Here is an 18,837-nt window from a genome sequence, read left to right on the forward strand (position 1 = left end):
GCGGCGCTCGATCTCAAAACCAACAAAAATCCCCCGCCAGGCCCTAAAGCCTGAAATGCCCCACCATCCCCTTCAAGTCAGTACCCAACTGCGCCAGCTCCACACTCGACCGGGCATTGTCCTGCATCGCCAACGCCGCCTGGTCGGCACTGCCGCGGATCTGCGTGACACTGCGGCTGATCTCCTCCGCCACCGAACTCTGCTGCTCGGCCGCCGCGGCAATCTGCTGGTTCATCTGCTGAATCAATGACACCGCTGCAGCAATGCTGCCCAGCGCGCTTTCGGTCTGCAACGCATCGGCCACCGCCAGGCGCACCAACTCGGTACTGCCGCGGATCTGCGCCACCGACTGCTGGGCATTGCCGCGCAGGCTGGCCACCAGGGTCTCGATCTGCTCGGTGGACTGCCGGGTACGCCGCGCCAACGCACGCACCTCATCGGCCACCACGGCAAAACCACGCCCCTGCTCACCGGCGCGGGCGGCTTCGATGGCAGCGTTCAGCGCCAGCAGGTTGGTTTGCTCGGCCACACTCTTGATCACTTCCAGCACGTCGCCGATGGTGTGGATTTCGGCACTCAGGCTGTCGATGCCGGCGCTGGCGGTTTCCGCTGCCGCCGCCAACTGCTCGATGCGCTGCATACTCTGGCGTACCACCTGCTGCCCGGAATCGACCTTCTCGTCCGCAGCCTGGGCCGCCTGCGCCGCCTCTTCGGCATTGCGCGCCACATCGTGCACGGTGGCGGTCATCTGCTGCATGGCGGTGGCCACCTGTTCGGTCTCTTCCTTCTGGCTGCCCACCTCGCGGTTGGTCTGCTCGGTCACCGCCGACAACGCCTGCGCATTGCCCGCCAGTTGCTCGATACCCTGCTGCAAGCCGCTGACGATGCCCGACAGGCCCGCCGCCATCTGCTGCATGGCCTGCATCAACTGCCCCACTTCGTCGCGGCGTGGCGCCTGGGCATCGAAGCCCAGTTCGCCGGCAGCGATACGTTGGGCACGGGCAATCACATGCTTGAGCGGGCCGACCACAGCCCGGGTGATCAGCCAGGCGGCCAGCACACCCACCAGCAGCGCCAGGCCGGTGGCCAGGGCGATAGCCAGAGCATTGCGTTGCAGCTCGCCCTGCAGGGCCTGCTCCTGCCCCAGGTAGGCCTGGTCGACCCGACCAGTCACCTGCTCGGCGCTGGCCTGCAATTGCGCCTTCAGCCCCTGCTCGCGGGCCAGCTGGTCGGTGTATTCGTTGAGCTTGTCGGAGAAACTGCCAATATGCCCCGCTACCTCGCCCAGCACGCTCTGGTAGCCGGCATCACTGACCGCCCCCTGCAGCTGGCCGACCAGGCTGGCGGCCTCAACCGTCTGGGCGATGCGCTCCTGGCTGACGCCCTCTTCGCCCTTGCGGCTTTTTTCCAGGCGTACCCGCGCTTCGTCCATGGCCTGCAGCATCAGCCGCGACACCTGCGCCACCTGCGTGGCCTGCTCGAGGAACTCGCTGCCCTGCTGGCCCTGGGACTGCTTGAGGGTGTACACGCCGTCATCGGCCAGGCCGGCCTGCAACACATCGAGGTTGTTGGCCACGCTGGACACCGACCAACTGGCCATATCCAGCGCCAGCTCCTTGGCCTGCACCGCCTCGACGAAGGCCTCGAAGGCCTGGCCATAGGCCGCCAGGTCGGTTTCGGCCGCCGCCAGCGCCGGCAGGCCGCGGGCGCGTTCGGCCAGGCCCTGCAGGCCGCTGCGCAAAGCCTCGGCCTGCTGGATGTCAGAGCGCAGGGCAAAGGCCTGCTCGTGCTGACGCAAGCGCAGCAGGTCGGTGTTGAACTGGGCCAGCTGGCGCAAGCTGTCGAAGCGCTGGCCAACGCTGTGCAGCGCGGCGATACCGATGGCCGCCACCGCCAGGGTCAGCACCAGCACCAGGGCAAAGCCCAGGCCTAGTTTGCGGGCCATGCCCAGGTTGGCTAGCACACCATACTTGCTCGCGCCCATGCCGATCCCCCTTGACCTTGTCCGGTTATGCCGAGGGCCAAGGGTGGCAACCTTCACCACCCACTCACAAGGGGCTAGCCGCACAATGGTGTCAAATAGCTATGAACTGTCGCATTCAGCTGTACGGATGTCGTTTTCAGTAGCGTTGACAGGCGCCATCAAAGGGCCATCAATGTTAGCCGATCCTGGCGTCGTGCAACGCTTGAAATCATATTAAATGGAAGCAAGCAAATTCCGGATTTATTCCCTTCCTCTCTTTATAAAGTTCTATTGACGCCATTTAATTCGCACCCCGAACGGGCAAATAAAAATTTATTAAACAGCACCACCACTCATTAAAAACAACGCTATCGTGATGCGTAACTGGCCCGCCCGCTGGACCCGTAGTGCACCGATGGAGTTCTTTATGAAAAGAGCCATTTTTACTGCTGTGGTCACCCCCTTTCTGCTCGGTACCGTTACAACTTCTAGCCAAGCCAATACCTCCACTGCCGCGCGGCTAACTATTGGCGCACAAGGCAGTTATACCCAGCTAGAATTGAATGGTCGTGGCAATGACACCGAGCACATGCCCGAAGGCGGCGTATTCATCAATTACGGCAACAAGATGACGGCCAAGGCAGGTTTGGTTTACCAGGCCGAAGCCAGCGCCATGTACTCCAAGAAGCAGAACCAAAAGCTCAAGGACGGCCAGGTCGACCTGGACCTGGGCTGGCGCACTGGATTGGGCGAGCGCCACTCGCTGGATGTGCTGCTGGGGGCCGGTTACAAATGGAACCGGCTGGAACCCAACACCAGCCGATATGACGTCGATTTGACCAACCGTACCCCGTTCGCCAAGGTCGCCGCCGGTTACAACTACCGCTTCAATAACGCCACCCTGCGTTTCGAAGCCGGTATCCGCCAAGTTGTCGATGGTGATGCGCAACTGAAAATTCATGGCCTCAGCCACGAAGAGGTGGACCTGAAAGACACCAGCAATCCTTTTGCAGAACTTAGTGTGCTATTCAACACCCGAGGCAGCGTGTCGATACTTGCTTCGCTTTATTACAGCCGCTACGACTATGAACTGGACGGGCAGTTCGTGATGACCGATTCCGACAAACAAACCCGCGATGAGTACGGCGTTAAAGTGGGTATCAGCTTTTAACCAGGTGGGCTTGTATAGGCGCTGTAGCGCAGAGTACAGGTGTGGGAGCGGGCTTGCACCCGCGAACACCGGCAAAGCCGGTGCCATAAACCGCGTCGCCTGCTTCGCGGGACAAGCCCGCTCCCACAATGCCCCCTGTTCTCTGCGCGACTGCGCAGCCCACAGGGCTGAGTGATCTCCCACAGGGACATCACAGAACCTGAGGGCAGCGAGGTACCTGTGGGAGCGAGTTCACCCGCGAAGAAGCCCACACCAATATCAGCTCAAATCGCCGTCGCCCCACCATCGACAGTCAGGCAATGTCCGGTAGTAAACGCCGCGCCATCGCTGCACAGGTACAGCACCGCGCTGGCAATTTCCTCGACCTTGCCAATGCGCCCCACCGGGTGCATGGCGGCGGCGAACTCGGCCTTGCGCGGGTCGGCTTCATACGCACGGCGGAACATGTCGGTGTCGATCACCGCCGGGCACACGGCATTCACGCGGATGCCCTTCTTGGCATACTCGATGGCCGCAGACTTGGTCAGGCCAATCACCGCATGCTTGCTGGCGCTATAGATGCTCATTTTCGGCGCAGCCCCCAGCCCAGCCACCGACGCGGTATTGACGATCACCCCACCGCCCTGGGCCATCAGCAAGGGCAGCTGGTACTTCATGCACAACCACACACCCTTCACGTTCACACCCATGATGGCATCGAACTCAGCCTCGCTGCCCTCGGCCAGGCGGCTTTGCTCTATCTCGATCCCGGCGTTGTTGTAGGCATAGTCCAGTCGGCCATAGGCGCCGATCAGGCGCTCGTGCAGCTGGCGCACCTCGGCGTCGCGGGTAACGTCGCAGGCAATGAACAGCGCTTCGCCACCCGCGGCCTCAATCAGCGCCACGGTGGCCTCGCCGCCGACCGGGTCGCGGTCGGCCACCACCACTTTCAGGCCCTCGCGGGCGAAGGCCAGGGCGGTTGCCCGGCCGATGCCGGCGGCAGCGCCGGTAACCAGGGCTACCTGGCCAGAAAAGGTCATGCTCATCGCGTGCTCCTGTGAGGGCTTGGTGGGCTTCAGAGCATAGTCAGGCACCGCCCGGCCGGGCAGCATCATCACACCAACGGTTGGGCTACCATGCTTATCAGTGATGTTAACGACCTGGCTACATCAACAAGGTAGATTGAACGCCTGTCATCTTCCACCGCCCACAAGGACCCGCCATGACCCAGACCAACCGCCGCTTCCTGCTAGCCAAACGCCCGGTCGGCGCCGTGCGCCGTGACGACTTCAGCTTCGAAACAACCCCCGCCGAACAACCCGGCGAAGGCCAGGTGCTGGTGCGCAACCTGTACCTGTCGCTGGACCCGGCCATGCGCGGCTGGATGAACGAAGGCAAGTCCTACATCCCGCCTGTGGCCCTGGGCCAGGTCATGCGCGCGCTGGGCGTTGGTGAAGTGGTTGCCTCCAACCACCCCGGTTTCAAACCGGGCGACCATGTAAGCGGCGCCCTTGGCGTGCAGGACTACTTCACCGGCGAGCCCCAGGGCCTGCACAAGATCGACCCCAGCCTGGCGCCCCTGCCCCGCTACCTGTCGGCGCTGGGCATGACCGGCATGACCGCCTACTTCGCCCTGCTGGACGTCGGCCAGCCCAAGGCCGGCGACACCGTGGTCATCTCCGGCGCGGCCGGTGCGGTGGGCAGCATCGTCGGGCAGATTGCCAAGCTCAAAGGCTGCCGCGTGGTCGGCATTGCCGGCGGCGCCGAAAAGTGCCAGTACCTCAAGGACGAACTGGGCTTCGACGGGGTGATCGACTACAAGGCCGAAGACGTGCTGGCCGGGCTGAAACGCGAATGCCCCAAAGGCGTGGACGTGTACTTCGACAACGTTGGCGGTGACATCCTCGACGCCGTGCTGACGCGCATCAACTTCAAGGCCCGCATCGTGATTTGCGGCGCGATCAGCCAGTACAACAACAAGGAAGCGGTGAAAGGCCCGGCCAATTACCTGTCGCTGCTGGTGAACCGCGCGCGTATGGAAGGCTTTGTGGTGATGGACCATGCCAAGGACTATGGCAAGGCCGCGCAGGAGATTGCCGGGTGGCTGGCCAGCGGCCAGGTGAAGAGCAAGGAGGATGTAGTGGAAGGCCTGGAGACCTTCCCCGAGACCTTGCTCAAGCTGTTCAGCGGGGAGAATTTTGGCAAGTTGGTGCTCAAGGTCTAGAGCCCACAGCTACTGCAGAGGGCTTGAGCCTGATGCCGCCCCCCTGTAGGAGCGGGCTTGCCCGCGAAGAATCCAACGCAGTGCATGGCACCGGCTTTGCCGGTGTTCGCGGCTAAAGCCGCTCCTACAAGCGAGCGCAGGCCCTGTGGCTGGCTTGCCAGCGACGAGGCCGAGCCCCTCACACCCCCGCCACCAGCTTGTTGACGCTGGTGATCTGCTTGTTCCAGACCATTTCGTAATGGCATGACTGCACGATCGAGGCTACCGGGCGTGGCGTCATCAACGCCCAACAGGTGTTGCCCTGCGAACGAACGGAATGATAACGAAGCCCCGCCGCACCGGCCTTTTTCACGTCCGCCCCGAGAACGCGGGAGGCTGTGTAGTCGTCAGGGGCGTAAATGGCATGCGACCGTGGCAACACGGTGGCATCCAGCACCCCCGCTTCGTCGAACTGGCAAACCAGCCCGCGAAACACAAAGCGCTCATAGTTCAACCCACGCACGTTGCCCCAATACGCCGCCTGATGATGCTGCACCTCTGCAAGCGCGGTTTCCATGGTATCGGCCAGGTAAAGCACGCCAAAGGTGCCGTCGCCGAAACGCGAGCCATCCGGGTTCACATGGGTGAACGGCGCCGTTGCATACGAGCAACCACTGATGCCAAACGGGATTTCGACGCGGGGTATCAGGTTGAGGCTGCCAACCTCATTTTGCAGGCGAGGGTTGGTGAGGGCCTGAATGGCGTAAAGGATGTCGAATTCGTCAGCGCTGGCGACGTCGTCGAACAGTGCGATGGGGGGGAACTTGGAGTTCACCAGGCGGTACGACCTGATGGCCTCGCCACCCGTTATCGGCTGCAGGCTGGCGGCATTTACCATTGCGCACCCCGCAACACATCGATGCGCCGAAACGTCTCGTACAGCTGAATGAACGAGCCTTCACTGATGATTTCCAACGGCGAACGCCCGTCGAAGAACGGGTTGTCATTATTCATGGAGGGAAAGCCGTAGACATTCTCGGGGTTGTCGAAAATGGTGCGCAGGCTTGCATGGATGTTCAGCACCAGGCTGATACGGGCCAGTTGGTCGCTGTCGAGGCTTACCGCCCGTTCGGGGTGCTTCACCCGCGCATAGGTACTGCGCGAAATGCGCAAGACGCTTTCAATCTGCCTGGACGTGGCGTTCCACTTCTCCATGATGTTGACCGCAGTGCGCAGTGCCACAGCCCCCACATCCTTGGTCGAAGAAGATTGCTTGCTGACCGCCTGGCTCATGACCGTAACTCCGCATCTATGATCTATAGACACAAAGTTAGCCAATTATGATCCCTAGAGCAAATACCTTTCCCCTCTGGACCATGCGACATCGAGCTCGCCTGTGGGAGCCGGCTTGCCGGCGATCACCGCCGAAGGCGGTGCCATGCAGTGAGCTCAAATGGCGTTGGTTGTGTGGTGCCTGGGAAATCGAGCGCCGCCCGCGCGGCTGTAACAGCCCCCTGGGTCGGTTTTACCTGATGCAGAAGGTGTCCCTAAGGTGCCCCTTCCTTTAAAATGGGAAATGCCTGCGCAAGATATTGAATTGCCATCATTTTAGACAAGAGCAAGCAGGCAGCCTGCATGAAGCTTCAACAAAACGGATCAAAGCTAGGGGTTACACATGTGTTCTGAGAGTCACGCCGTTACTGACACTCCGTTGGTGACAGTGATCATCGCGTCCTATAACCACGCACGCTACATCGAAGCAAGCATTGACAGCGTCATCAACCAGACCTACAAGAACATCGAGCTTCTGGTGGTCGACGACGGTTCCAGGGACGACAGCCCTGCAGTGCTCAAACGCCTTCAGGAACAGCACGGCTTCGACCTGCGCTTCCAAGCCAACCAAGGCCTGGCACGCACCCTCAACGATGCGATCGCACGCGCCAAGGGCGACCTGATCGTGCCTTTCGGCTCCGACGACATCATGCTGCCGCACCGTATCGCCACCCAAGTGGAATACATGAACGGCAAGCCCGAAGTGGGCATCTGCTCGGCCAACATCGAAACCATCGACCAGGATGGCAACGTGATGGGTGCCCGCGAGCAGCGCAACCGCAACCTGCCCTTCCGCCGCCTGGACTTCGACGACCTGTTCCTCGACCGCAAGCCGGGCCCCATGGCTGCCACATTGATGCTGCGCCGTGAGGCCCTGGAAAAGGTGGGTGGCTTCAATGCCGATATCCGCCTGGAAGACGTGTATATCGAACTGTCGATCGCACGTGCCGGTTACTTCATCGACGTGCTGGGCGAGGTGCTGGCGCAGTACCGTGACCACCCGACCAACACCTTCAAGAATGGCCGCTTCATGGTGGACAATGTGCTGCGCACCTTTGCGGTGTTCCGCGACCACCCGCAGTACGAGCAGGTATGCATGAAGTTCCGTAACTCCATGGTGCTGAAGTATGCCAACCGCGACAAGGCACTGAGCCGGGAAATCCTTTCGGAAATCCCGCTCAGGTACTGGAACAAGAAGACCCTGCGCGGTATGTGGCGGATGGCCTGGTCTTAAGCAGCGCGGCTACGCTTCCAGTGGACCAGTGATTGGCCATAGACCAGGGCCATCGGGATCCAGATCAGGAACCAATGCTCCTTCGGGCGTGACATGAAGGCACTGCCTTCTGTCAGGCCTGAGGCGAAGCCGAAGATCAGCCAGGTTGCCGCAAGGGTAACGCCGGGGTGCTTGCGGTAAGTCCAGCAGAAGTACATGGCCAGGCCGTAAATCGTCATCCACAGGGCCAGGCCTACGACACCGCCGGCGTACAGCACTCCTAGCTCGATGTTATGTGGGTCGGCAAGTGTTTTCGCGAGCCCCGGAAGAATCACAGTCATGGGCGAATCGTAGCCATGACCCAACCATGGATGTTCGCCGATCTGGCGCAGCGCATCCAACCAAATGGCCGGGCGATATGAAACACCACGTTGAGTAATGGCCTCCGGGTAAACCAGTACAACGCCAAGCACAGCGATGACCACAGCAACCAAGGCCAGCATGCCGCGTTTGCGATCCCCCACGATCACCAGCCAACCCAACGCCGCGGTCAGGCCTACCAGCGGGGTTCGCGAACCCGTGGCAAGAACTGCCAAGCCCAATACCGCCAGGCAGAGCAGCGACATCGGGTCCAGTATGCGCTGCGCCTGGAACCAGTACACCAGCCAGACGGCGGCGAAGGCACCGAGCACATGAGCGGTCAGCAGCGGATTGTACAGCGCCCCATAACCGTTCAGGCGCGCAACACCAGCGGGGAACTGGTTCATCATGAAGTAGCCCAGGGAAATGGCCGCGGCCAACGCCACCAGCGTCGCCGCAATACGCACGCACTGCTGGAGATGAGCCGGTGCGTGTAGGCTGATGATACCCGCAGACAAGAGCATCATGCCGATGTACAGCGGCCGCTTGAGCAAACTTCCGGTAGCGTTTTCGGTGTCGGACCAGGCAATGCTCAGCATGGTGTAGGCACAAAACACTGCGAATGCGATGAACAGTGGATTATTCACCAGCCCCCTGAGCATTCTGGGCTGCAGCGACAAAGCCACAAGCGTCGGAAAAGCCAGCAAAATATAGTACAGCTTGTGGTACAGGGAGCGATCCCCTGCCCAGAACATCCCCGTGAGCATCACCAGCCAACCCAGGGGCAAAACGTAACTGTTGATCTTCCTCCCCCAGCGCTGTGCCGGAGACTCGACCAATACATCGACTGACATCTAACGTCCTCAAGCAAAATGAGGGACAGTACCTGCTTACGCGGTGATACCGTAAACGTCCCCCATTTCGCAAAAATGCTTTTTGTAAAGTGGTTGCTTGTAACTCAGTTACGAATTTCAGCCACGACCGCAGCCAATGCCTGGGCCGGGTCAGCCGCCTGGCTGATCGGACGGCCGATCACCAGGTAATCCGAACCCGCATCCAGTGCCTGGCGCGGGGTAAGGATACGGCGTTGATCGTCCTGCGCACTGCCCGCCGGGCGGATGCCCGGGGTCACCAGTTGCAGCGACGGGTGCGCCGCCTTCAGCGCCGGCGCTTCCAGCGCCGAGCACACCAAACCGTCCATGCCCGCCCTCTCGGCCAGCGCCGCCAGGCGCAGCACCTGCTCTTGCGGGTCGACATCCAGGCCGATACCCGCCAGGTCTTCACGCTCCATGCTGGTCAGCACGGTCACGCCAATCAGCAATGGCTGCGGGCCGCTGCGCTTGGCCAGCTCTTCACGGCAGGCCGCCATCATGCGCAGGCCACCGGAGCAATGCACGTTGACCATCCACACGCCCATCTCGGCGGCGGCCTTCACCGCCATGGCCGTGGTGTTGGGGATGTCGTGGAACTTGAGGTCCAGGAACACTTCGAAGCCCTTGTCGCACAGGGTTTCGACAATGCCCGAAGCGCTGCTGGTGAACAGCTCTTTGCCAACCTTTACCCGGCACAGCGCAGGGTCAAGCTGGTCAGCCAGCTTCAGGGCGGCCTCACGGGTAGGAAAATCCAGGGCGACGATCAGGGGCGTCTGGCAGGCGGACATGGGCAGGGTCTCTTGGCAAGTCGAAAACGGCGCGCATTGTAAACGAAGTGGCGCAGGCTTTGGGGCCCGCGGGTCACGGAATTGGCCCGGCACGGCCTGGCTCCTATAATTGAACCAACGAAACGGGCCATTGCTCAAAATTCGTACAAGCGCTGCCCATCACCAGTTAAAGGAGAATGACAATGCCCTGGTATGCCTGGCTGATACTCATCATAGCCCTTGGCTCCATCGTCGGCGGGTTGATGCTGCTGCGCGACACGGCTAAAAAACTGCCGCTGACCGAAGAGCAACTGCGCAAGGTGCATGAGCGTAATGCCGAAGCGGATGCCAAGGATGAGCAGGACCGCTAGAACGCCCAACGGTCACTGGCACTATCTAACCAACTGACGCTCCCATAGAACAACACATAACTTATTGATTTAGCAGGGTCCTTGTGGGAGCGGGCGTGCCCGCGAACACCGGCGTAGCCGGTGCCAGCCACCGCGTTGGATTCTTCGCGGGCACGCCCGCTCCCACACAGGCCGCGTCGCGCTTACGAATTGAGTTCTCTGCGCGAAAGCGCAGCCCACAGGACTGGGTGACCTCCCACATGGCTCGCCTCAACCAACCAATTAAATCGTCTACTTGATGAAAGTCAGGGCCAGGGAATAAACCCCAGCCCTTCCCCGCTTACTCCACCATTACCTTGTCCCGGTTACGCTCCAGCAACGCATTACCAATCCCCTTGATCTCCAGCAGCTCATCCACCGAAGCAAACGGCCCATTGGCCTCCCGGTAAGCCACGATGGCTTCGGCCTTGGCCTTCCCTATGCCGTTCAGCTCCTTCTGCAAGGTCAACGCATCTGCCTTGTTCAGGTCCAACCGCAGCGGCTGGGTTTGCGCCTGGACCACCACCGGCGCCGGGTCTAGTTGCACCGTGGTGGTGCTGGCCGGCGCGGCGCTAAGGGAGAAGGACAGGCTGGCGAACAGCGGCAACAGCAGATACGACAGAACGTTATTACGCATGGTGAACACTCCTTGGGTTGGTCATTTTCCAGCAACCGTTTTCCTTCGGCTGCGCAATCAACCCTAGCGGCTCTCCCGGCCAGGAAAAAGAGATCTGCGCCCAGAATCGTTACCGAATAGAACAAGCTCAGAACGAACCTAACCCACCCATCGCCAGTACATTTCGCACTACCGCCACGCAAAGCTCATGCATTACGACAGATTGCCAAATGCCTTGAGACATATCCCTATTTCCCCCGTCCTTCATTCGCACACAGCAAAGCCTGGTTTCTCACAAACGCCTTCGAGTAAGGCCCATCTGAGAATCTCACCCCTTGCCCAACAGCTTCCGCCCCCCCAAGGATCTAGACACTCTCTTTAACAAAGGCTCCTTGGCTTTTTCTATACGTCGCGGGCGAGACGCCCATGTACTTGACGAAGCTGCGGCGCAGCGTATCTGGGTTGGCAAAGCCGCATTCGGCTGCAACACGCTTGGGCGCGTGCACTCCTTGATCGAGCAGGTCACGAGCGGCCGATACGCGCATCCCCTCCACCCAGGCGGCGGGCGTACAGCCGACCTCTGCATGGAACAGGCGCGCAAAGTGCCTGGGGCTGAGGCCTGCGCGCCCAGCCAAGGCATCGACCGACAGGTCTAGCGCGGGATGGGCCGCCGCCCAGCGCTGCACTTCCTGCAGCACGGCCCGGCCGGCGACACCGGTCTGCCCCTTGCGGCTGAACTGTAACTGCCCTCCGGGGCGCTTGAAGAACATGACCAGTTGCGAGGCGACACGCATGGCCAGCTCACGTCCGCAATCCTCTTCGACCAGCGACAAGGCCAGGTCCAGCCCGGCCGTGACCCCTGCCGAAGTGCGCAGCTTGCCATCGCGCACATGCAACGCATCCTCTTCGACCGTGATCCCTGGGTGGCCTTGCCGCAGGCTATCGGCCACCGCCCAATGGGTGGCAACTCGTCTCCCTTCCAGCAAGCCTGCATCCGCCAAGATCAGCGCACCCGAACATACCGAACCGAAGCGCCGAGCCCGCTTGGACGCGCCACGCAGCCACTGACGCATGGGCTCGCCCAGCAGGATGTTCGCTGCGTTCGGAGCTCCGGCGACCAACAAAGTGTCGAGGTGGGTCAGCGATGCATCCGCCGCACAGTCGGGAATCAGCCGCACACCCGAAGAACTGCGAATGGGGGCCAAATCCCTGCCCACCACGCAGGGGGCATAGCATTCGTAACCCAGTTCAAGGTTGGCTTGTGCGAAAACGTCGAGGGGGCCGGCGACATCGAGCAGCTGTACGCCGGGCAAGGCGAAGATGGCCATCTTCTTGCTACTGCCCATCTGGAAGCCTCCATTGGCGGGTGTCGCCATTTCAGGTGAAATGGCAGAAATTGACGTAATACATCGATTGAGGCCATGCCAGTGTATCCGCAGAATCGATATCGAGCACTTTGAAAGGAGCCCGATATGAGTCTCGACCTTGGTGGCATCGCCATTCCCGATAGCCAATTGGCCCGGGAGATCACGGAGGTGGTGCGCGATACGGCATCGCCGCTGCTGTTCAACCATTCCAGCCGCGTGTACTACTTTGGCGCCCTTGCGGGCAAGAAGCGCGGGCTGAAGTTCGACCCGGAACTGCTGTACTGCGGTTGCATGTTTCATGACATGGGGCTGACCCATCAGCACAGCAGCGACTGCTGCCGTTTCGAGGTGGACGGAGCCAATGCGGCGCGCGATTTCCTCGACAGCCGTGGCATCAGCCAGCAAGACATTGACCTGGTGTGGACCTCCATCGCACTGCATACGACCCCGGGCATCCCCGAGTTCATGCACCCGGTCATCGCCCTGGTGACCGCGGGCGTGGAAATGGACGTGCTAGGGCTGACCTACCCCGAGTACAGCGACAGTGAACGAGAGGCTGTGGTCGCAGCCTATCCGCGCGGGCCGCATTTCAAGGAAGAGATCATCCAGGCCTTCTACGATGGCATCCGGCACAAGCCGCAAACCACCTTCGGCAATGTGAAGGCCGACGTTATCGCCGACAAGGAAGCGTCGTTCAAGCCCGGCAACTTCTGCAGCGTGATCCGCAACTCGCGCTGGACAGGCTGAGCGCGGTTTGCATTTTCGCGCAGTAAAGCGCCTACGCGTGTGATGCGCGATTTTATGTGGCAGCGCCCGTGTTCGACCGACCGGCGCTTGCCACGGCCGGCGAACTGAAACTGGCATCACATGGATCAACTGCTAGATTCTTGAGCAATGGACAGCCGTTTGCTTGAAGGACCCAAGCAGCATGCCCCCAACCGCCCGCCGCTTGCCCTCGCACGCAGCCCGTCCTCCTGGCCAAACTTTGCGCGCCTGCCAGGCGCCGCCCCGTCCAGCAAGAGGATCACCGCCGTGCCCCTCAAGACCTTCACCGTATTTGGCACCCGCCCAGAAGCCATCAAGATGGCCCCCTTGGCCCTAAAGCTCGCCCAGGACGCCCGCTTCGAGTCCCGCGTATGCGTTACCGGCCAGCACCGGCAAATGCTCGACCAGGTATTGGAACTGTTCGGCATCAAACCCGATTACGACTTGAACATCATGAAGCCCGGCCAGGACCTGACCGGCGTGACCACGGAAATTTTGCAGGGCATCAAGCCCGTGCTGTCTGAGTTCAAGCCCGACATAGTTCTGGTACATGGCGATACCGCTACCACCTTTGCCACCAGCCTGGCGGCCTATTACCAGCAAATCCCCATCGCCCATGTAGAGGCCGGCCTGCGCACCAACAACCTGTATTCGCCTTGGCCAGAAGAAGGCAACCGCCGCCTGACCGGCGCGCTGGCCGCCCTGCACTTCGCCCCAACCGCCACCTCGCGTGACAACCTGCTGGGGGAAGGGGTCGACCCGGCGAGCATTTTCACCACCGGCAACACCGTGATCGATGCCCTGCTGGAAGTGGTGCACAAGCTGGAGAATCCGGTACTGAGTGCGCAATTCGAGCACCAGTTCGATTACCTGGCTGCCAACCGCCGTTTGGTGCTGGTAACAGGCCACCGCCGCGAGAACTTCGGCGGTGGTTTCGAACGCATCTGCCAGGCTTTGGTGCAGACGGCGCGCCGGTTTCCGGAGGTGGACGTGTTGTACCCGGTACACCTGAACCCCAATGTGCGCGAGCCAGTCAACAGGCTGCTGGCGGATGTGGGCAATATCTACCTGATCGAACCACTGGATTACCTGCCGTTCGTTTACCTGATGAGCCGTGCGTATGTAATTTTGACCGACTCGGGGGGCATTCAGGAGGAAGCGCCGGCACTGGGCAAGCCGGTGCTGGTGATGCGTGATACCACAGAGCGGCCGGAGGCTGTGGCGGCGGGGACGGTGAAGCTGGTGGGCACGGAGGTGGATTCCATTGCCGGGGAACTGGCCAGGTTGCTGACGGATGAGGGGGCGTATCGGGAGATGAGCGTTGCGCATAATCCGTATGGCGATGGTAAGGCGTGTGGGCGGATAGTGCAGGCACTTGCGGATTTTGCCATTGCACTGAATGGTGAGAAAGCGCCCAACGCTACATAACCGATCCCGCAAACCCGTCGCTTCTTCATTGTCAATGGATTTCAGGATGCAATGGCAGGTTCAGCAATAGCGGGTTTACCCTAATGCCAGTCAGTTAAGGTTTCTGCAGACTTTACTGGGGCTGCTCTGCAGCCCTTCGCGTTCACGCCCGCTCCCACAAGGGTCGAGCATTTCCAAGGTTCAGCGCCAAACCTGTGGGAGCGGGCGAGCCCGCGAAGAATCCAACGCGGTGGAGGGCACCGGCTTCGCCGGTGTTCGCGGGCACGCCCCCACAGGGGCCGCATCAGGGCTGACAGGTGTTTGCCACAGGATATGCAGCGCGTGTGAGATCGAGCGCCGCCCGCGCGGCGCATCGCGAGCTGGCGCTCGCTCCTACGTTTGTTTCGGGCCAATTATTCCTATGGGATTTGCGCGCGAACGCCTTGGCGCATGGCTCAATTGCGGCCCTTGTGGGGGCGTGCCCGCGAACACCGGCGAAGCCGGTGCCCTCCACTGCGTTGGATTCTTCGCGGGTGAACCCGCTCCCACCTCGACCACATAGGCCTCAAGCCCTATGCAGTACCTGTGGGAGCTGGCTTGCCGGCGATGAGGCCAGCCCAGGCAATACAAGACAGTTGCTCGCACAGGGTACGCGATGCGCTTACGGGCCAGTGCTCTGCGCTATAGCGCAGCCCAGGAGGCCAGGTGATTTCCCGCCCTCCCCCGCAGCTACCATCAGTCGAACAGGTCGGCCTGGTCCAACGCTTTGCCGACCTGGTCCTTGGCAGACAGCGTGGGTTCGAAGTCTATCGGCCACTCGATGGCAATTTGCGGATCATCCCAGGCAATGCAACGTTCGCTCTGGGCCGAATAGAAGTCGGTGGTCTTGTAGACAAACTCCGCAGTCTCACTCAACGTCACGAAACCGTGGGCGAAACCCGGTGGAATCCACAACTGGTCATGGTTTTGCGACGACAACACAGCACCAACCCATTTGCCAAAGGTGGGCGAACTGCGGCGGATATCCACCGCCACATCGAACACTTCACCCTGTACCACACGCACCAGCTTGCCCTGGGCGTGGGGCGGCAACTGGTAATGCAGGCCACGCAGCACGCCCTTCACCGAGCGGGAATGGTTGTCTTGAACGAAGTCTGGCTGCAGGCCAGTCACTTCATTGAATATACGTGAATTGAAACTCTCGTAGAAAAAGCCACGCTCATCGCCGAAAACCTTTGGGGTAAACAGGAAAACTTCAGGGATGGCCAATGGAACTGCGTGCATCAAAATACCTTCACTTCCAGCAGGTTCTTCAAGTACTGCCCGTAACCGTTCTTCATCAACGGCTGGGCAAGGCGCTCAAGCTGTTCAGCGTTGATCCAGCCCGCGCGGTAGCAAATCTCTTCAGGGCAAGCGACCTTGAGGCCCTGGCGCCGCTCCATGGTGGCGATGTATTGGCTGGCATCCAGAAGGCTGTCGTGGGTACCGGTATCCAGCCACGCATAACCACGCCCCATGATCTCGACCTGCAATTGCTGCTGCTGGAGGTACAAGTTGTTGAGGTCGGTGATTTCCAGCTCGCCACGTGCCGACGGTTTCAGTTGCCTGGCCAGGTCGACGACCTGGTTGTCGTAGAAATAAAGGCCGGTGACCGCATAGTTGGACTTGGGGACTTTCGGCTTTTCTTCAATCGACAATACACGCCCATTGCCATCGAACTCCGCGACCCCGTAACGCTCCGGGTCCTGAACGTGATAAGCAAAAACGGACGCCCCCGTCTGCCGCTGGTCAGCGTTCAGAAGCAGAGACTGGAAGTCATGACCATAGAAAATGTTGTCACCCAGCACCAAGGCCGACGCGGCGTTGCCAATGAAATCCGCCCCGATCGTGAACGCCTGGGCCAACCCGTCCGGGCTAGCCTGCACGGCGTACGAAAGGTTGATCCCCCAACGGCTACCATCACCCAGCAGTTGCTCGAAGCGCGGGGTGTCCTGTGGGGTCGAGATGATCAGGATGTCGCGAATGCCGGCCAGCAGCAGTGTACTGAGCGGGTAGTAGATCATCGGCTTGTCGTACACCGGCAACAGCTGCTTCGATACCGACAGCGTGGCGGGGTGCAAGCGAGTACCAGAGCCACCCGCCAGAATGAGTCCTTTACGTGCCATGAGAATTCCTAGCGCTGGATTTCGTCCAGCATGCGTTGCACACCTTGTTGCCAAAGCGGCATCTTGAGATTGAAGGTTTCTTCGAGTTTAGCCAATGCCAGCCGAGAATTTCGCGGGCGTGGCGCCGGCACCGGGTAGGCTTCGGTACTGATTGCGCCTACCTGGTCAGCTGAAACCTTCAAGGCAATGCCGTTGCGGCTGGCATGCGCCAATACGAACTGGGCATACCCGTGCCAGCTGGTTTCACCAGCTGCTGCAAGATGGTAGGTGCCAGCCAAATGACTCGCGTCCTGCGCGCTAAAAAGCCGGTGCAGAATATGGGCGGTAACATCGGCGATCAGTTCTGCGCCGGTAGGGGCGCCAAACTGGTCTGCCACCACGTTGAGCGCATCGCGCTCAGCCGCCAGGCGTAGCATGGTCTTGGCAAAATTTTGGCCGCGCGCAGCATACACCCAACTGGTACGCAGCACCACGGCAGAGGCGCCGCTGGCCTGAATGGCCAACTCGCCATCGAGCTTGGTACGGCCATAGACAGACAACGGAGCGGTGGGGGCGTCCTCTTGCCATTGCGCCTGACCACTGCCATCGAACACGTAGTCCGTGGAGTAGTGGATCAGCCACGCACCCAGCCTGGCGGCCTCACGCGCCAGAACACCTGGCGCTTCGGCGTTGATCCGGGCGGCCAGTTCTGGCTCGCCCTCGGCTTTGTCCACTGCGGTGTAGGCCGCAGCGTTGATGATCACGTCCGGGGCTAGCGAGCGCACTGTAGCCGCCAGGCCGTCGAGGTTGCTCAGATCCCCACACAAGTCACCGTCGCCCTGGCGGTCAAGCGCAATCACCTCTCCCAATGGCGCGAGGGCACGCTGCAACTCCCAACCTACTTGTCCGTTTTTCCCCAACAGCAATATTTTCAAACTTTGTTAGCCCCATATTGCTGCGCGACCCAGTCACGATAGCTGCCGTCCATTACGCCTTTAACCCATTCCTGGTTAGCCAGATACCAGGTAACAGTCTTGCGAATACCGGTTTCGAAGGTTTCGGCAGGCTTCCAGCCAAGCTCGCGTTCGAGCTTGCGGGCATCGATTGCATAACGGCGGTCATGGCCTGGGCGGTCGGTGACAAAGCTGATCTGGCTGGCATAAGGCTGCCCGTCAGCCCGCGGGCTAAGCTCATCGAGCAGCGCACATACGCGGTGGACGATGTCGAGGTTGGCCATCTCGTTCCAGCCGCCGACGTTATACACCTCACCCACCTGCCCTGCTTCCAGCACACGGCGGATGGCGCTGCAGTGGTCTTTGACGTATAACCAGTCACGAATCTGCTGGCCATCGCCGTACACCGGCAGCGGCTTGCCGGCCAGGGCATTGACGATCATCAGCGGGATCAGCTTCTCGGGGAAATGCAGCGGCCCGTAGTTGTTCGAGCAATTGGTGGTGAGTACCGGCAGGCCATAGGTGTGGTGATAGGAACGCACCAGGTGGTCGCTGGCGGCCTTGCTCGCTGAATACGGGCTGTTTGGCTGGTATTGATGGGTTTCGGTGAATGCAGGGTCACCGGCTTTCAGCGAGCCATAAACCTCGTCGGTGGAAACATGCAGGAAGCGGAACGCCGCCCGCTCTGCCTCATCCAGGCTATGCCAGTAGCCCCGCACGGCTTCCAGCAACTGGAAGGTACCCACCACATTGGTTTCAACGAACGCCTGGGGCCCATGAATGGAGCGGTCGACGTGCGATTCGGCGGCGAAATTGAGCACGGCGCGCGGGCGATGCTCGGCCAATAGCCGTTGCACCAACGGCCCGTCGCCGATATCCCCCTGCACGAAGACATGCTGCGGATTACCCTCCAGGCTAGCCAGGCTCCGCAGGTTGCCGGCGTAGGTCAGCTTGTCCAGGTTGACGATGGTTTCGCCTGACTGGCTAACCCAATCCAGCACGAAATTCGCACCAATGAAGCCGGCGCCGCCGGTTACCAGGATTGTCATAGGGTTGGACGCTTCTCGTGGGTGTTGGTTGAAGATATCTGGCGCAATTCTAGACGGGAATGCGGCTGGAGTGTTGGGGTAAGACGCCGTTCACGCTTTGACCGTTGTACTGTCATTGCCGCGGGCCCTGTTTGTTTGCACGCACGTCAGACTTTCCTGAAACCTTGCCCTCCCCCTTCAGATTGATGAGCCAGCGAACTATCCTACACACCAGTCAGAAGCAGCTGAATTGTCGGGGAAATCCCCCAGGGATAACTTCACCCGGGTCGCCATGTTGGTGACCGGGT

The 18,837-nt window shown here is 60.7% G+C and carries 18 protein-coding genes and 1 pseudogene; 6 read left to right on the top strand and 13 right to left on the bottom strand.

The genetic code is table 11. From position 1 onward, the window contains the following. Positions 1-43: 43 nt before the first annotated feature. Positions 44-925, bottom strand: a complete 882-nt coding sequence (locus TZ03_RS32105) for a methyl-accepting chemotaxis protein (RefSeq protein ID WP_414860327.1) — start codon at positions 923-925, stop codon at positions 44-46. 27 nt (positions 926-952) lie between these two features. Continuing rightward, a pseudogene (locus TZ03_RS32110) lies at positions 953-1,984 on the bottom strand (methyl-accepting chemotaxis protein); the annotation flags it as partial. A 406-nt stretch (positions 1,985-2,390) separates the two neighbouring features. Here TZ03_RS32110 and TZ03_RS26895 point away from each other — a divergent pair. After that, positions 2,391-3,134 (top strand): outer membrane beta-barrel protein, encoded by a 744-nt coding sequence (locus TZ03_RS26895; protein WP_051101352.1) that lies wholly within the window; start codon positions 2,391-2,393, stop codon positions 3,132-3,134. Between the two features lie 263 nt (positions 3,135-3,397). Here the strand turns inward: TZ03_RS26895 and TZ03_RS26900 are convergent, their stop codons facing one another. Beyond that, the gene (locus TZ03_RS26900) at positions 3,398-4,159 is read right to left on the bottom strand and encodes an SDR family oxidoreductase (protein WP_051101353.1); all 762 of its coding nucleotides are present in this window, start codon (positions 4,157-4,159) and stop codon (positions 3,398-3,400) included. A 176-nt stretch (positions 4,160-4,335) separates the two neighbouring features. Here TZ03_RS26900 and TZ03_RS26905 point away from each other — a divergent pair, with 176 nt between their 5' ends. Further along, positions 4,336-5,337, top strand: a complete 1,002-nt coding sequence (locus tag TZ03_RS26905; RefSeq protein WP_051101354.1) for an NADP-dependent oxidoreductase — start codon at positions 4,336-4,338, stop codon at positions 5,335-5,337. 178 nt (positions 5,338-5,515) lie between these two features. On the opposite strand, the gene TZ03_RS26910 is transcribed toward TZ03_RS26905, so the two are convergent. Both TZ03_RS26910 and TZ03_RS26915 read right to left on the bottom strand, forming a co-directional pair. Continuing rightward, positions 5,516-6,214 (bottom strand): RES family NAD+ phosphorylase, encoded by a 699-nt coding sequence (locus TZ03_RS26910; RefSeq protein ID WP_051101355.1) that lies wholly within the window; start codon positions 6,212-6,214, stop codon positions 5,516-5,518. Beyond that, a complete protein-coding gene (locus TZ03_RS26915; protein ID WP_051101356.1) occupies positions 6,208-6,609 on the bottom strand; it encodes an antitoxin Xre-like helix-turn-helix domain-containing protein in 402 nt (133 codons plus the stop codon). The genes TZ03_RS26910 and TZ03_RS26915 overlap by 7 nt, the downstream gene beginning before the upstream one ends. A gap of 382 nt (positions 6,610-6,991) precedes the next feature. On the opposite strand from TZ03_RS26915, the gene TZ03_RS26920 reads away from it, so the two are divergent. Further along, positions 6,992-7,882, top strand: a complete 891-nt coding sequence (locus tag TZ03_RS26920) for a glycosyltransferase (protein WP_051101357.1) — start codon at positions 6,992-6,994, stop codon at positions 7,880-7,882. On the opposite strand, the gene TZ03_RS26925 is transcribed toward TZ03_RS26920, so the two are convergent. Then, positions 7,879-9,075 (bottom strand): O-antigen ligase family protein, encoded by a 1,197-nt coding sequence (locus tag TZ03_RS26925; RefSeq protein ID WP_051101358.1) that lies wholly within the window; start codon positions 9,073-9,075, stop codon positions 7,879-7,881. The two genes, TZ03_RS26920 and TZ03_RS26925, sit on opposite strands and share 4 nt — an antisense overlap. A 104-nt stretch (positions 9,076-9,179) precedes the next feature. Then, positions 9,180-9,881: an orotidine-5'-phosphate decarboxylase gene (gene pyrF / locus TZ03_RS26930; protein WP_051101359.1), complete on the bottom strand. Its 702-nt coding sequence runs from the start codon at positions 9,879-9,881 to the stop codon at positions 9,180-9,182. A 182-nt stretch (positions 9,882-10,063) separates the two neighbouring features. Here pyrF and TZ03_RS29430 point away from each other — a divergent pair, with 182 nt between their 5' ends. Next, on the top strand, positions 10,064-10,231 hold the full coding sequence (locus TZ03_RS29430; protein ID WP_023661887.1) for a DUF2897 family protein: 168 nt from the start codon (positions 10,064-10,066) through the stop codon (positions 10,229-10,231). 319 nt (positions 10,232-10,550) lie between these two features. Here TZ03_RS29430 and TZ03_RS26935 read toward each other — a convergent pair whose 3' ends face one another. Both TZ03_RS26935 and TZ03_RS26940 read right to left on the bottom strand, forming a co-directional pair. Continuing rightward, complete coding sequence (locus TZ03_RS26935; RefSeq protein WP_051101360.1) at positions 10,551-10,886, bottom strand: ComEA family DNA-binding protein; 336 nt, start codon at positions 10,884-10,886, stop codon at positions 10,551-10,553. 344 nt (positions 10,887-11,230) lie between these two features. After that, the gene (locus tag TZ03_RS26940; RefSeq protein WP_236692904.1) at positions 11,231-12,193 is read right to left on the bottom strand and encodes a GlxA family transcriptional regulator; all 963 of its coding nucleotides are present in this window, start codon (positions 12,191-12,193) and stop codon (positions 11,231-11,233) included. Between the two features lie 144 nt (positions 12,194-12,337). On the opposite strand from TZ03_RS26940, the gene TZ03_RS26945 reads away from it, so the two are divergent. Together TZ03_RS26945 and wecB are read left to right on the top strand one after the other, a co-directional pair. Next, positions 12,338-12,979 carry an HD domain-containing protein gene (locus TZ03_RS26945; RefSeq protein WP_051101362.1) on the top strand — a complete coding sequence of 214 codons (642 nt, stop codon included), beginning with the start codon at positions 12,338-12,340 and terminating at the stop codon, positions 12,977-12,979. Between the two features lie 285 nt (positions 12,980-13,264). Next, positions 13,265-14,425, top strand: a complete 1,161-nt coding sequence (wecB, locus tag TZ03_RS26950; RefSeq protein ID WP_051101376.1) for a non-hydrolyzing UDP-N-acetylglucosamine 2-epimerase — start codon at positions 13,265-13,267, stop codon at positions 14,423-14,425. Positions 14,426-15,139: 714 nt separating this feature from the next. Here wecB and rfbC read toward each other — a convergent pair. The 4 genes from rfbC to rfbB are packed head-to-tail and all read right to left on the bottom strand — an operon-like array spanning position 15,140 to position 18,550. After that, positions 15,140-15,688, bottom strand: a complete 549-nt coding sequence (gene rfbC / locus TZ03_RS26955) for a dTDP-4-dehydrorhamnose 3,5-epimerase (RefSeq protein ID WP_051101363.1) — start codon at positions 15,686-15,688, stop codon at positions 15,140-15,142. Next, positions 15,688-16,569 carry a glucose-1-phosphate thymidylyltransferase RfbA gene (rfbA, locus tag TZ03_RS26960; RefSeq protein WP_051101364.1) on the bottom strand — a complete coding sequence of 294 codons (882 nt, stop codon included), beginning with the start codon at positions 16,567-16,569 and terminating at the stop codon, positions 15,688-15,690. Before rfbA ends, rfbC begins: the two co-directional genes overlap by 1 nt. Positions 16,570-16,577: 8 nt before the next feature. Next, positions 16,578-17,483: a dTDP-4-dehydrorhamnose reductase gene (rfbD, locus tag TZ03_RS26965; protein ID WP_051101365.1), complete on the bottom strand. Its 906-nt coding sequence runs from the start codon at positions 17,481-17,483 to the stop codon at positions 16,578-16,580. Next, a complete protein-coding gene (rfbB, locus tag TZ03_RS26970; protein WP_051101366.1) occupies positions 17,480-18,550 on the bottom strand; it encodes a dTDP-glucose 4,6-dehydratase in 1,071 nt (356 codons plus the stop codon). The genes rfbD and rfbB overlap by 4 nt, the downstream gene beginning before the upstream one ends. Positions 18,551-18,837: the final 287 nt, after the last annotated feature.

Source organism: Pseudomonas sp. 10-1B (genome assembly GCF_000935045.1).
GTDB lineage: Bacteria > Pseudomonadota > Gammaproteobacteria > Pseudomonadales > Pseudomonadaceae > Aquipseudomonas.

Coding starts and splice junctions, on each gene's coding strand:
- TZ03_RS32105 (WP_414860327.1), bottom strand. CDS start 925: ATGCAGGCCATGCAGCAGATGGCGGCGGGCCTGTCGGGCATCGTCAGC.
- TZ03_RS26895 (WP_051101352.1), top strand. CDS start 2,391: ATGAAAAGAGCCATTTTTACTGCTGTGGTCACCCCCTTTCTGCTCGGT.
- TZ03_RS26900 (WP_051101353.1), bottom strand. CDS start 4,159: ATGAGCATGACCTTTTCTGGCCAGGTAGCCCTGGTTACCGGCGCTGCC.
- TZ03_RS26905 (WP_051101354.1), top strand. CDS start 4,336: ATGACCCAGACCAACCGCCGCTTCCTGCTAGCCAAACGCCCGGTCGGC.
- TZ03_RS26910 (WP_051101355.1), bottom strand. CDS start 6,214: ATGGTAAATGCCGCCAGCCTGCAGCCGATAACGGGTGGCGAGGCCATC.
- TZ03_RS26915 (WP_051101356.1), bottom strand. CDS start 6,609: ATGAGCCAGGCGGTCAGCAAGCAATCTTCTTCGACCAAGGATGTGGGG.
- TZ03_RS26920 (WP_051101357.1), top strand. CDS start 6,992: ATGTGTTCTGAGAGTCACGCCGTTACTGACACTCCGTTGGTGACAGTG.
- TZ03_RS26925 (WP_051101358.1), bottom strand. CDS start 9,075: ATGTCAGTCGATGTATTGGTCGAGTCTCCGGCACAGCGCTGGGGGAGG.
- pyrF (WP_051101359.1), bottom strand. CDS start 9,881: ATGTCCGCCTGCCAGACGCCCCTGATCGTCGCCCTGGATTTTCCTACC.
- TZ03_RS29430 (WP_023661887.1), top strand. CDS start 10,064: ATGCCCTGGTATGCCTGGCTGATACTCATCATAGCCCTTGGCTCCATC.
- TZ03_RS26935 (WP_051101360.1), bottom strand. CDS start 10,886: ATGCGTAATAACGTTCTGTCGTATCTGCTGTTGCCGCTGTTCGCCAGC.
- TZ03_RS26940 (WP_236692904.1), bottom strand. CDS start 12,193: ATGGCCATCTTCGCCTTGCCCGGCGTACAGCTGCTCGATGTCGCCGGC.
- TZ03_RS26945 (WP_051101362.1), top strand. CDS start 12,338: ATGAGTCTCGACCTTGGTGGCATCGCCATTCCCGATAGCCAATTGGCC.
- rfbC (WP_051101363.1), bottom strand. CDS start 15,688: ATGCACGCAGTTCCATTGGCCATCCCTGAAGTTTTCCTGTTTACCCCA.
- rfbA (WP_051101364.1), bottom strand. CDS start 16,569: ATGGCACGTAAAGGACTCATTCTGGCGGGTGGCTCTGGTACTCGCTTG.
- rfbB (WP_051101366.1), bottom strand. CDS start 18,550: ATGACAATCCTGGTAACCGGCGGCGCCGGCTTCATTGGTGCGAATTTC.